Origin of the sequence: Parasynechococcus sp., from assembly GCF_042954245.1 — a bacterium.
Lineage (GTDB): Bacteria > Cyanobacteriota > Cyanobacteriia > PCC-6307 > Cyanobiaceae > Parasynechococcus.
In genome coordinates this window covers 1-11,462 of sequence record NZ_JBGKDP010000197.1, presented here as the reverse complement: position 1 = coordinate 11,462, position 11,462 = coordinate 1, and the positions used below count along the sequence as shown (strand labels likewise).

The window sequence follows — 11,462 nt, the reverse complement described above, 5'->3', positions numbered from 1 at the left end:
GTCCCAGCCAAGGTGGCCGCGGTTCACTACGACCCGCACCGCAACGCGCGTCTGGCACTGCTCTTCTACGCTGATGGCGAGAAGCGATACATCCTGGCTCCCGCGGGAGTTCAGGTAGGCCAGACCGTGGTCTCCGGCCCTGATGCTCCGATCGAGAATGGCAACGCAATGCCGTTGTCCTCGGTGCCCCTCGGTTCGGCTGTGCACTGCGTTGAGCTCTATGCCGGTCGTGGCGGCCAAATGGTCCGTACCGCCGGTGCCAGTGCCCAGGTGATGGCGAAAGAAGGCGACTACGTTGCTCTGAAGCTGCCCTCCACCGAAGTTCGCCTGGTTCGCCGCGAGTGCTACGCCACCCTCGGTGAGGTCGGCAACTCCGAGATGCGCAACACCAGCCTGGGTAAGGCCGGTCGTCGCCGCTGGCTCGGACGTCGTCCTCAGGTTCGAGGCAGTGTGATGAACCCCTGCGATCACCCCCACGGTGGTGGTGAGGGTCGTGCACCGATCGGCCGTTCCGGCCCGGTGACCCCCTGGGGCAAACCCGCCCTCGGTCTCAAGACCCGCAAGCGGAACAAACCCAGCAACCAATACGTGCTCCGGAAGCGTCGCAAGACCTCTAAGCGGAGCCGTGGCGGACGCGATTCCTGATGCAAACCATCACTTTGCCGCTTGCTTAAACCGTTATGGGACGTTCACTCAAAAAAGGTCCGTTTATTGCCGACAGCCTGCTTCGCAAGGTTGAAAAGCAGAACGACAACGACGACAAATCTGTGATCAAGACCTGGTCACGGGCCTCCACCATCCTGCCGGTGATGATCGGCCACACGATCGCTGTTCACAACGGCCGCACCCATGTGCCGGTGTTCATCACCGAGCAAATGGTGGGCCACAAGCTGGGAGAGTTCGCTCCCACCCGCACCTTCAAGGGCCACATCAGAGACAAGAAAGGAGGCCGCTAATCCATGACATCGTCAACTCCAACGGCACCCACTGCCCAGGCTCACGGTCGCTTCATCCGAGGCTCCGTGTCGAAAGTGCGTCGTGTGCTCGACCAAATCCGTGGCCGCACCTATCGCGACGCGCTGATCATGCTCGAGTTCATGCCTTACCGCTCTACCGGACCCATCACCAAGGTGCTCCGGTCTGCCGTGGCCAACGCTGAGCACAACCTCGGTCTCGACCCCTCATCTCTGGTGATCTCGAGCGCCAGCGCTGACATGGGCCCCTCCATGAAGCGCTATCGCCCCCGCGCCCAGGGCCGGGCTTACCAGATCAAGAAACAGACCTGCCACATCAGCATTGCTGTGGCGGCTCAGACCGATTCCTGACCCCCGAGGACTCTGACCCAATGGGACACAAAATCAACCCAACCGGTCTGCGCCTGGGGATCACCCAGGAACACCGGTCACGCTGGTACGCCTCCAGCAAGAACTATCCGGCCCTCCTTCAGGAGGACGACCGGATTCGCAAGTTCATCCACAAGAAGTACGGCTCCGCCGGCATCAGCGATGTGCTGATCGCCCGCAAGGCCGATCAATTGGAAGTTGAACTCAAGACCGCGCGCCCCGGTGTGCTGGTCGGCCGTCAAGGCAGCGGCATCGAAGAACTTCGCTCCGGCATTCAGAAGACCATCGGCGACTCCAGTCGTCAGGTGCGGATCAATGTTGTCGAGGTCGAACGCGTCGACGGTGATGCCTTCCTCCTTGCCGAGTACATCGCCCAACAGCTCGAGAAGCGTGTGGCCTTCCGCCGCACCATCCGCATGGCTGTGCAGCGCGCTCAGCGTGCCGGTGTTCTGGGTCTGAAGATCCAGGTCTCTGGTCGCCTGAACGGTGCTGAAATCGCCCGGACGGAATGGACCCGTGAGGGTCGGGTGCCCCTGCACACCCTGCGTGCCGACATCGACTACGCCACCAAGGTGGCCAGCACAACCTACGGCGTGCTCGGCATCAAGGTTTGGGTGTTCAAGGGCGAAGTGCTGAGCGAACATGCTCAGCCCATGCCGGTGGGTGCCGCCCCCCGGCGCCGGGCCAGCCGTCGGCCCCAACAGTTCGAAGACCGCTCCAACGAGGGTTGAACAGGAGGCCTGAACCATGCTGAGTCCAAAACGCGTCAAATTCCGTAAGCAGCAGCGAGGCCGCATGCGCGGCGTCGCCACCCGGGGCAACACCATTGCCTTCGGACAATTCGCGCTGCAGGCACAGGAATGTGGTTGGATCACCTCGCGCCAGATCGAGGCCAGCCGTCGTGCCATGACCCGCTACGTCAAGCGTGGCGGAAAAATTTGGATCCGGATCTTCCCAGACAAGCCGGTCACCATGCGCGCTGCCGAAACCCGGATGGGTTCCGGTAAGGGCAACCCAGAATTCTGGGTGGCGGTGATCAAGCCCGGCCGGATTCTGTTCGAGATGGGCGGTGATGAAATTACTCCCGAAATCGCCAAGGAAGCCATGCGCCTCGCGCAATACAAGCTTCCCGTGAAGACCAAGTTCATCCAACTGGATGAGCAGGAGAAGTCAGCTGGTGCGAAGGCTCCGGCAGCTTCTGAAGCCATCACCGTGGAGTCCTGACCATGGCCCGTCCTAAAGCCGCCGATGTGCGCAGCCTGTCCGATTCGGACATCAACGAACAGATCGATAGCCTGCGCCGCGAACTGTTCCAACTCCGTTTTCAGCAAGCCACGCGCCAGCTCGCTAACACGCACCGTTTCAAAGAGGTCCGCATCAAGCTGGCCCAGCTGCAGACGGTGCAGTCGAAGCGCCAGCGCTCCACCGCCTCTTGATCCCCCACTCCGTAACCATGGCAGTCAAGGAAAGGATCGGCACCGTCGTCAGCGACAAGATGGAAAAAACGGTGGTGGTCGCGGTGGAAAGCCGCTTCCCACACCCCATCTATCAAAAGACGGTCAGCCGTACCACCCGTTACAAAGCTCACGACGAAGACAACACCTGTCGCGTCGGTGACCGCGTTCGCATCACTGAAACCCGTCCGATGAGCCGCCAAAAGCGGTGGGCCATCGCCGAGGTCCTCAGCCACAGCCCCAAGGCTGCAGCTGAGGAAGCCAACAAGGCTGAAGCTCAGGAGGTGAAGCAGTGATCCAGCAGGAGTCCTATCTCACTGTTGCCGACAACAGCGGCGCCAAGCGCATCCAGTGCATTCGCGTCCTCGGCACCAACCGTCGCTATGCCCACGTGGGTGACGTGATCGTTGCCGCCGTCAAGGATGCCGCCCCCAACATGGGCGTCAAAAAATCCGACGTGGTGAAGGCCGTTGTGGTGCGCACCAAAGCCACCATGCGTCGTGAAACCGGAAACTCGATCCGTTTCGACGACAACGCCGCTGTCATCATCAACGACGACAAGAACCCGAAAGGCACCCGCGTCTTCGGACCGGTGGCCCGTGAGCTGCGTGAACGCAGCTTCACCAAAATCGTGTCCCTCGCTCCGGAGGTGATCTGACCATGGCGACTGCAACCACCAAGGCCAAGTCCACCGAGCGCATCAAGATGCGCATCCGCAAGGGCGACACCGTTCAGGTGATCGCCGGCAAGGACAAGGGCAAGACCGGTGCCGTTCTGCGCACCCTGCCCAACGAGAACCGTGTCGTCGTGGAGGGCGTGAACATGCGCACCCGCCACGAAAAGCCCACCCAGGAGGGCGAGACCGGCCGCATCATGACGGAGGAAGCTTCCCTGCATGCCTCCAACGTGATGCTGTATTCCACTGACAAAAAGGTGGCAAGCCGCGTTGAAATCGTCGTCGAGAAGGACGGCACCAAGAAGCGCCGGCTGAAGAAAACCGGTGAAGTCCTCGACTGATCCCGACTTCTGACCACGCCCAGAAGCACCCCAACCCGTTATGTCACTCAAGAAGCGCTATCGGGAGACCATCCAGCCCAAGCTGCAGAAGGATCTCTCCCTCACCAACATCCATGAAGTCCCCAAGGTGGTGAAAGTCACCGTCAACCGGGGGCTCGGCGAAGCCGCCGCCAATGCCAAGTCCCTCGAGGCCTCGGTGAATGAGCTGGCGCAGATCACCGGCCAAAAGATCGTTGTGACCCGTGCCAAAAAAGCCATCGCCGGCTTCAAGATTCGGCAGGGCATGCCAATCGGCTGTGCCGTCACCCTCCGTGGTGATCGGATGTACGCCTTCCTCGAGCGTCTGATCAACCTGGCGCTGCCCCGCATCCGCGACTTCCGCGGGGTCAGCCCCAAGAGTTTTGATGGCCGCGGCAACTACACCCTTGGGGTGCGCGAACAGATCATTTTCCCTGAGATCTCCTTCGACAAGATCGATGCGATCCGGGGCATGGATATCACCATCGTGACCACTGCCCGTTCGGACGAAGAGGGCCGGGCCCTCCTCCGCGAGATGGGAATGCCGTTCCAGAGCAACTGAGCCTCCCCGTCGACACCTATGGCCAACCACGACCCCATTTCCGACATGCTCACCCGCATTCGCAATGCGAGTGAGAAACGTCACGAAACCACCAAGATCCCAGCTTCGCGGATGACCCGCAGCATCGCCAAGGTGCTGCAACAGGAGGGCTTCATCTCCGAGATCAGCGAGCAGGGGGAAGGCGTTCGTACCGAACTGGTGCTCGCCCTCAAGTACAGCGGTAAGCACAGGCTACCCACTATCCGCTCCATGCAGCGGGTCAGCAAGCCCGGTCTTCGCATCTACAAGAACACTCGCGGCCTGCCCAAAGTCCTCGGCGGATTGGGCGTGGCGATCATCTCCACCTCCAAGGGTGTGATGAGCGACCGCGACGCCCGTCGTGAGGGCGTCGGTGGCGAAGTGCTCTGTTACGTCTACTGATCCGGAGCTGAACCATGTCACGAATCGGCAAAAACCCCGTTCCCGTCCCTGAAAAGGTCACGGTTTCCCTCGACGGTCTCACCGTCAAAGTGAAAGGACCCAAAGGCGAACTGGAGCGCACCCTTCCTGAAGGCATCAGCGTCAGCCAGGACAACAACACCATCGTGGTCTCCCCCACGAGCACCAAGCGCATCTCCCGTGAGCGCCACGGCCTGAGCCGCACCCTCGTCGCCAACATGATCGAGGGTGTCAACAACGGCTACAGCAGGGCCCTGGAGATCGTTGGTGTGGGCTCCCGTGCCCAGGTCAAAGGCAAAACCCTTGTGGTGAGTGCTGGCTACAGCCACCCCGTCGAGATGGAAGCCCCTGAGGGCATCACCTTCAAGGTGGAAAACAACACCAAGGTGATCGTCTCCGGTATCGACAAGGAGCTGGTGGGCAACGAAGCCGCCAAGGTCCGCGCCATCCGTCCCCCCGAGCCCTACAAGGGCAAGGGCATCAAGTACGAGGGCGAGCGCATCCTGCGCAAGGCAGGCAAGTCTGGCAAGAAATAAGCCTTGTCCTGACGTTCCTTCCCTTCACCCACCATGTCCCAACTGTCCCGCAAACAGCAGACGCAAAAACGCCACCGGCGTCTGCGTCGTCACATCACCGGAACCTCAGACCGTCCTCGACTGGCCGTCTTCCGCTCCAACAACCACATCTACGCCCAGGTCATCGACGACGCGGCCCAGAGCACACTCTGCTCCGCCTCCACCGTTGACAAGGAGCTGCGCGCCGGCCTCAAGGCTCCGGCTGGCAGCTGCGACGCCTCTGTCGCCGTCGGCGAACTGGTCGCCAAGCGCGCCATCGCCAAAGGCATACAGCAAGTGGTGTTCGACCGCGGCGGAAATCTGTACCACGGCCGGATTAAAGCCCTCGCCGATGCCGCCCGGGAAGCGGGCCTTCAGTTCTGATTCCTGCTCAACCCATGACAGATTCCTCCCCCCAATCCAATCCCAACGCCGTGCCGGGTGCAGCCGACGTTCCAGCCGCAGCCGAAGGGCAGCAACAACAGGAACAGCGCCGCGGCCGTGGCGACCGTGACGGTCGTCGTAGCGACCGGCGTGGTGGTCGTCGCGGCCAGGAGCGCGACTCCGAATGGCAGGAGCGCGTGGTTCAGATCCGCCGCGTCTCCAAGACCGTCAAAGGCGGTAAGAAGATGAGCTTCCGGGCCATCGTGGTCGTCGGCAACGAGAAAGGCCAGGTCGGCGTTGGTGTCGGCAAAGCCGGTGATGTGATCGGTGCCGTCCGCAAGGGTGTTGCCGATGGCAAAAAGCACCTCGTCAAAGTGCCGTTGACCCGCCACAACTCCATCCCGACCCTCTCCAATGGTCGTGATGGTGCTGCCAGCGTGCTCATCCGCCCTGCAGCCCCTGGTACCGGTGTGATCGCTGGCGGTTCCATCCGTACAGTGCTCGAACTCGCCGGCATCAAGAATGTCCTGGCCAAGCGCCTGGGCAGCAAGACCCCCCTGAACAATGCACGGGCTGCCATGGTGGCCCTGTCGCTTCTCCGCACCCACAAGGAGACGGCAAAGGAACGGGGAATCTCCCTCGAACAGATCTATTCCTGATTCGCGATGACTCTCCGACTCGATTCCCTCAAATCCAACAAGGGCGCTCGTCGTCGCAAATTGCGCAAGGGCCGCGGCATCGCCGCCGGTCAGGGCGCCAGCTGCGGCTTCGGTATGCGCGGCCAGAAATCCCGTTCGGGTCGCCCCACGCGCCCCGGCTTCGAGGGTGGCCAAATGCCTCTGTACCGCCGGGTGCCGAAGCTGAAGCACTTCCCCCTGGTGAATCCAAAGTTCTTCACCGTGCTCAACGTCTCGGCGTTGAACGACCTGAAGGACGGCAGCACCGTCAATTTGGATTCTCTGGTCAAGGACGGCATCGTGACCAGCCCCAAGCATCGTCTGAAGATGCTCGGCAACGGTGAACTGAAAGCCAAAAAGCTGACAGTACAAGCCGCGGCGTTCACAGCCTCCGCCCGCACCAAGATCGAAGCCGCAGGCGGAACCTGCGAAATCCTCGACTAATCAAGGGCTCGTCCCCAAGTCAGCCCTAGGGTCTGAGCCGTCCGCTGGATTTCGATCCGCGGGCGGCTTCTTGGCTTTTCGCCCAACTTCACTTTCTTCCGGACATGCTCGTCAGTCGGGGTCGCAACCCCAACGCTTCCGAAGTGATCGGCCAGCTGATCACCAACCCTGGGCTCCGCAGTCGTGTGCTCACCACGCTCGGCCTGCTGTTGTTGGTGCGCCTTGGGATCTACATTCCGATGCCCGGAATCGATCGTGAAGCATTTAAGCAGTTCATCGATCAAGGCGGACAGCTGATCGGTTTCCTCGACATCTTCACCGGCGGCGGGATCTCCACCCTAGGCATCTTTGCCCTGGGGATCCTGCCCTTCATCAATGCCTCGATCATCCTCCAGCTGCTGACCGCAGCGTTGCCGCAGCTGGAAGACCTCCAGAAGAATGAAGGCGAGGCCGGCCGACGCAAGATCGCCCAGATCACCCGCTATGTGGCGCTGGGATGGGGTCTCGTCCAGAGCGTGGTCTTCGCGATGATCCTGCGCCAATACGCCGTGGAAGGCCTCAGCGAAGTGACCTTTGTGGTGCAGACGGCACTGGCCCTGGTCACCGGCTCGATGGTGGTGATGTGGCTGAGTGAAGTGATCACGGAGCGGGGCATCGGCCAGGGCGCTTCCCTGGTGATTTTTCTGAACATCGTCGCCACCCTGCCGCGCACCCTCGGCGCCACGATCGAGGCCGCTCAAACCGGTGACCGCGACACCGTGCTGGGCATCATTGTCCTGGTGCTGGTGTTCCTGGCCACGATCGTTGGGATCATCTTCGTGCAGGAGGGGGCTCGCCGTATCCCCATAGTCAGTGCCAAGCGCCAGGTGGGTGGAGCAGGCGTTCTCCCAACTCGTCAGAGCTATCTGCCGCTCAAGCTGAATGCCGGCGGTGTGATGCCGATCATTTTCGCCTCAGCCCTGATTTTCCTGCCGGTGACCATCGCCAACCTCACCAAGAGCGAGTGGTTGATCCGTGCTGCCAGTGCCCTGAATCCTGGGGCAGCGAACCCCTGGCCGTACGCGCTCACGTTTTTTGCGTTGATCCTGGGCTTCTCCTATTTCTACGCCTCACTCACGGTGAATCCCGCTGACATCGCCACCAACCTGAAACGGGGTGGTGTGGCGATTCCAGGGGTCCGCCCCGGCACCGCCACAGCCACTTATCTCTCGGGTGTCCAGAACCGCCTCACCCTGCTGGGCGGTCTGTTCCTCGGCGCCGTCGCCATCATTCCTGCTGCCGTCGAACGCGCCACAAATGTGCAGACCTTCCAAGGTCTTGGCGCCACGTCACTGCTGATCCTGGTCGGCGTGGCCATCGACACGGCCAAGCAGGTGCAGACCTATGTGATTTCACAACGCTACGAAGGCCTCGTTCGCCAGTGAGCGCTGTTGGGCAGCGCACCTTCCGTTCACTTCACCTCACGCTTACGCAACTATGAAAAATCGCTTGCTCTTTCTTGGCCCTCCCGGAGCCGGCAAAGGCACCCAAGCCGCCCGACTGTGCGATGCCAACAGCATGAAGCATCTGTCCACGGGCGATGTGCTGCGCTCTGAAGTGGCAGCCGGCAGCGAACTGGGCAAAGAAGCTGAAACGGTGATGAACCGCGGCGAACTGGTGAGCGACGCCCTCGTGCTGGCGATTGTGGAAAGCCAGATGAAGGCACTCACCACAGATGGCTGGCTGCTAGATGGATTTCCCCGCACGGTGCCCCAAGCTGAAGCTCTCGAACCCCTGCTGGCCGAACTGGAGCAACCCATTCAGGCCGTGGTTCTGCTGGAGCTGGATGACGCCGTTTTGATTGAACGGCTGCTGGTTCGCGGTCGCGCCGACGACAACGAAGCGGTGATCCGCAATCGCCTGGAGGTCTACCGCGAGAAAACGGCACCTTTGATTCGCTTTTACAGCGATAAAGGTCTCCTGGTTTCCGTCCCTGCCCAGGGCTCAGTCGAGGAGATCACCAAGCGGATCGAGTCCGTTATCGGTTGACTGGCATGGTAATGTCACCGTTTGGAAATTTGGAGAGCCACGCCTCATGAAGGTGCGCAGCTCAGTGAAGAAGATGTGTGACAAGTGCCGGGTGATCCGTCGCCACGGCAAGGTCATGGTCATTTGCACCAACCCCAAGCACAAACAGCGCCAGGGCTGATCCCCCGCTGTTCTGAAACATTCCTCGCCTCCAGGACCTCGGAGGCATCTGTCCTTTTCAACTGAACAAACGTGGCACGGATCGCCGGCGTTGACATTCCCCGCGACAAGCGGGTTGAAGTGTCCCTCACCTACATCTACGGAGTTGGTCTCACCCGCTCACAGGCCATCCTGGCCAAAACCGGTGTGAACCCCGACATCCGGGTGAAAGATCTGGAGGACGGAGATCTTCAGAAGCTCCGTAACGCCATGGAGGAACACACCCTCGAGGGCGATTTGCGCCGTCAGGAGGGCATGGCCCTCAAGCGTCTGCAGGACATCGGCTGCGTCCGTGGCCGTCGCCACCGCATGAGCCTTCCCGTTCGCGGCCAACGCACCCGCACGAACGCCCGCACCCGTCGCGGCGCGCGGAAAACTGTGGCCGGCAAGAAGAAGTAAGTCCTCAACATCCTTATCCCTGACTGCATACGGCCATGGCTAAAACCATCAAAAAATCCGGTCCTAAGAAGGCCAAGCGCAACGTCCCGAACGGCGTCGCTCACATCCAGAGCACCTTCAACAACACCATCGTGTCCATCACCGATACGGCCGGTGAGGTGATTTCCTGGTCGTCTGCAGGTGCGAGCGGCTTCAAAGGTGCTCGCAAAGGCACCCCCTTCGCTGCTCAAACCGCTGCAGAAGCAGCAGCACGTCGCGCTCTCGACCAAGGCATGCGTCAGATCGAAGTGCTGGTGAGAGGTCCTGGCTCAGGCCGTGAGACCGCCATCCGTGCTCTCCAGGTCGCTGGCCTCGAAATCACCCTGATTCGCGACATCACCCCCCTGCCCCATAACGGTTGCCGCCGGCCCAAGCGCCGTCGCGTCTGAACCGAGCTGATTTCCGTCCGGTTTTTCCACTTACCCCGATTCAGACCGTGTTGCAGTACCAGATTGATCGCATTGAGCATCAGGTAGCCGAGGATCACGCCCAGTCCGGCATCTTCCTGATTGGCCCCCTCGAGCGTGGCCAGGCCACGACCCTGGGCAACGCGCTGCGTCGCGTGCTGATGGGTGGGCTTGAAGGCAGTGCTATCACCGCCATCCGGATTGCCGGTGTCAATCACGAGTACGCCACGGTTCCTGGAGTCCGTGAAGACGTTCTCGACATCCTGCTGAACTGCAAGGAGCTCACCGTCAACAGCCGTTCGGCCGAACTCGAGATCGGCCGTCTTGTGGTGGCTGGCCCCGCCGAAGTGAAGGCCGGAGATCTGCAATTCTCCTCTCAGGTGCAGGTGGTGGACGCTAATCGTCCGATCGCCACCGTGGCCGATGGCCACAGCCTCGAGCTGGAAGTTCACGTTGAACACGGCGTCGGCTATCGCCCGGTGGATCGTCACAACGAAGAAACCAGTGCCATCGATCTGCTCCAGATCGATGCGGTGTTCATGCCCGTGACCCGGGTCAACTTCACCATCGACGAAACCGCCGTTGCCGAAGGCGGTTCGGCTCGCGAGCGCCTGCGGATGGAGATCGTCACGGACGGCTCCATTACCCCCGACGACGCCCTGGCTCAATCAGCCAATCAATTGATCGAGTTGTTCCAGCCGCTGGCCACGGTCACTCTCGTGGAGGAAGTTCCTGCTGAACCCGAGCCCTCGGCGGAAGCACAGATTCCTCTTGAGGAATTGAACCTTTCGGTTCGCGCCTACAACTGCCTCAAGCGGGCCCAGGTCAACTCCGTATCTGACCTGATGGGCTTCAGCTACGAGGATCTCCTCGAGATCAAGAACTTCGGTTCCAAATCCGCTGATGAAGTGATCGAAGCCCTCGAGCGCATCGGCATCTCCATCCCCCAGAGCCGCACTTCTGCATAACTGCAGAACGGCCTGAACGTCCTTTTTCGTCTTCGTCACCGACAGAATCATGCGTCATCAATGCCGAGTTCCTCAGCTGGGACGTCCAGCTGACCAGCGCAAGGCAATGCTGCGCGCCCTGACCACCCAGCTGATTCGCGAAGGTCGGGTCACCACCACCAAGGCGCGGGCTAAGGCGCTTCGCGACGAAGCCGAGCGCATGATCACCCTGGCCAAGGACGGCAGCCTCGCCTCCCGTCGCCGGGCCATGGGTTACATCTACGACAAGCAGCTGGTGCATGCCCTGTTCGACAAGGCTCCCAACCGCTACAGCGATCGCAAGGGTGGCTACACCCGCATCACTCGCACCGTTCCCCGCCGTGGTGACAACGCCGAAATGGCGATCATTGAATTGGTTTGATCGCGTCGGTCACCACTGACCTTTGATCCAGCAACCCTCGTCTGCAGCAGATCAACCGGAACGCCGCCGGATTGCTCTCAGCCTGCAGTACGAGGGTTCAGCTTTTTGTGGTTGGCAGCGTCAACGCAATGG

22 protein-coding genes and 1 pseudogene are annotated in these 11,462 nt (G+C 61.1%); all 23 read left to right on the top strand.

Annotated elements, in window-relative coordinates; all coding sequences use genetic code 11:
• The coding region (gene rplB, locus ACGVJ8_RS08930) for a 50S ribosomal protein L2 (protein WP_392347356.1) at nt 1-645 on the top strand (645 nt) is incomplete at its 5' end.
• Between the two features lie 35 nt (nt 646-680).
• On the top strand, nt 681-956 hold the full coding sequence (gene rpsS, locus ACGVJ8_RS08925) for a 30S ribosomal protein S19 (RefSeq protein ID WP_392347354.1): 276 nt from the start codon (nt 681-683) through the stop codon (nt 954-956).
• Between the two features lie 3 nt (nt 957-959).
• Nucleotides 960-1,325: a 50S ribosomal protein L22 gene (rplV, locus tag ACGVJ8_RS08920; protein WP_226415438.1), complete on the top strand. Its 366-nt coding sequence runs from the start codon at nt 960-962 to the stop codon at nt 1,323-1,325.
• 20 nt (nt 1,326-1,345) lie between these two features.
• Nucleotides 1,346-2,074, top strand: coding sequence for a 30S ribosomal protein S3 (rpsC, locus tag ACGVJ8_RS08915; RefSeq protein WP_392347351.1), 729 nt, complete (start codon nt 1,346-1,348; stop codon nt 2,072-2,074).
• A gap of 16 nt (nt 2,075-2,090) precedes the next feature.
• Entirely contained in the window at nt 2,091-2,567 is a 477-nt protein-coding gene (gene rplP, locus ACGVJ8_RS08910; protein ID WP_011363385.1) for a 50S ribosomal protein L16, read from the top strand.
• 2 nt (nt 2,568-2,569) lie between these two features.
• On the top strand, nt 2,570-2,779 hold the full coding sequence (gene rpmC / locus ACGVJ8_RS08905; protein WP_392347349.1) for a 50S ribosomal protein L29: 210 nt from the start codon (nt 2,570-2,572) through the stop codon (nt 2,777-2,779).
• Between the two features lie 17 nt (nt 2,780-2,796).
• Entirely contained in the window at nt 2,797-3,093 is a 297-nt protein-coding gene (rpsQ, locus tag ACGVJ8_RS08900; RefSeq protein WP_006850241.1) for a 30S ribosomal protein S17, read from the top strand.
• Entirely contained in the window at nt 3,090-3,455 is a 366-nt protein-coding gene (rplN, locus tag ACGVJ8_RS08895; protein ID WP_006851211.1) for a 50S ribosomal protein L14, read from the top strand. The genes rpsQ and rplN overlap by 4 nt, the downstream gene beginning before the upstream one ends.
• Nucleotides 3,456-3,457: 2 nt before the next feature.
• Complete coding sequence (gene rplX, locus ACGVJ8_RS08890) at nt 3,458-3,814, top strand: 50S ribosomal protein L24 (protein ID WP_392347346.1); 357 nt, start codon at nt 3,458-3,460, stop codon at nt 3,812-3,814.
• Between the two features lie 40 nt (nt 3,815-3,854).
• A complete protein-coding gene (gene rplE / locus ACGVJ8_RS08885; protein WP_392347344.1) occupies nt 3,855-4,394 on the top strand; it encodes a 50S ribosomal protein L5 in 540 nt (179 codons plus the stop codon).
• Between the two features lie 18 nt (nt 4,395-4,412).
• Nucleotides 4,413-4,814, top strand: a complete 402-nt coding sequence (gene rpsH / locus ACGVJ8_RS08880; protein WP_006850769.1) for a 30S ribosomal protein S8 — start codon at nt 4,413-4,415, stop codon at nt 4,812-4,814.
• A 14-nt stretch (nt 4,815-4,828) separates the two neighbouring features.
• Entirely contained in the window at nt 4,829-5,368 is a 540-nt protein-coding gene (gene rplF / locus ACGVJ8_RS08875; protein WP_392347342.1) for a 50S ribosomal protein L6, read from the top strand.
• Between the two features lie 33 nt (nt 5,369-5,401).
• Nucleotides 5,402-5,770 (top strand): 50S ribosomal protein L18, encoded by a 369-nt coding sequence (gene rplR, locus ACGVJ8_RS08870; protein WP_114987264.1) that lies wholly within the window; start codon nt 5,402-5,404, stop codon nt 5,768-5,770.
• A gap of 14 nt (nt 5,771-5,784) precedes the next feature.
• On the top strand, nt 5,785-6,429 hold the full coding sequence (gene rpsE, locus ACGVJ8_RS08865) for a 30S ribosomal protein S5 (RefSeq protein ID WP_392347339.1): 645 nt from the start codon (nt 5,785-5,787) through the stop codon (nt 6,427-6,429).
• Between the two features lie 6 nt (nt 6,430-6,435).
• On the top strand, nt 6,436-6,891 hold the full coding sequence (gene rplO, locus ACGVJ8_RS08860) for a 50S ribosomal protein L15 (RefSeq protein WP_392347337.1): 456 nt from the start codon (nt 6,436-6,438) through the stop codon (nt 6,889-6,891).
• A gap of 104 nt (nt 6,892-6,995) precedes the next feature.
• Nucleotides 6,996-8,315, top strand: coding sequence for a preprotein translocase subunit SecY (gene secY, locus ACGVJ8_RS08855; protein ID WP_392347335.1), 1,320 nt, complete (start codon nt 6,996-6,998; stop codon nt 8,313-8,315).
• A 52-nt stretch (nt 8,316-8,367) separates the two neighbouring features.
• Nucleotides 8,368-8,919: an adenylate kinase gene (locus ACGVJ8_RS08850; RefSeq protein WP_392347333.1), complete on the top strand. Its 552-nt coding sequence runs from the start codon at nt 8,368-8,370 to the stop codon at nt 8,917-8,919.
• A 46-nt stretch (nt 8,920-8,965) separates the two neighbouring features.
• Nucleotides 8,966-9,079 carry a 50S ribosomal protein L36 gene (gene rpmJ / locus ACGVJ8_RS08845; RefSeq protein ID WP_071840122.1) on the top strand — a complete coding sequence of 38 codons (114 nt, stop codon included), beginning with the start codon at nt 8,966-8,968 and terminating at the stop codon, nt 9,077-9,079.
• 71 nt (nt 9,080-9,150) lie between these two features.
• Complete coding sequence (gene rpsM / locus ACGVJ8_RS08840) at nt 9,151-9,516, top strand: 30S ribosomal protein S13 (RefSeq protein WP_392347330.1); 366 nt, start codon at nt 9,151-9,153, stop codon at nt 9,514-9,516.
• Nucleotides 9,517-9,551: 35 nt separating this feature from the next.
• The gene (rpsK, locus tag ACGVJ8_RS08835; protein WP_392347329.1) at nt 9,552-9,944 is read left to right on the top strand and encodes a 30S ribosomal protein S11; all 393 of its coding nucleotides are present in this window, start codon (nt 9,552-9,554) and stop codon (nt 9,942-9,944) included.
• A gap of 47 nt (nt 9,945-9,991) precedes the next feature.
• Nucleotides 9,992-10,930: a DNA-directed RNA polymerase subunit alpha gene (locus ACGVJ8_RS08830; RefSeq protein WP_392347327.1), complete on the top strand. Its 939-nt coding sequence runs from the start codon at nt 9,992-9,994 to the stop codon at nt 10,928-10,930.
• 49 nt (nt 10,931-10,979) lie between these two features.
• Nucleotides 10,980-11,330 carry a 50S ribosomal protein L17 gene (gene rplQ / locus ACGVJ8_RS08825; protein ID WP_006851925.1) on the top strand — a complete coding sequence of 117 codons (351 nt, stop codon included), beginning with the start codon at nt 10,980-10,982 and terminating at the stop codon, nt 11,328-11,330.
• A 22-nt stretch (nt 11,331-11,352) separates the two neighbouring features.
• Nucleotides 11,353-11,462 (top strand): annotated as a pseudogene (locus ACGVJ8_RS08820) (tRNA pseudouridine(38-40) synthase TruA); the annotation flags it as partial.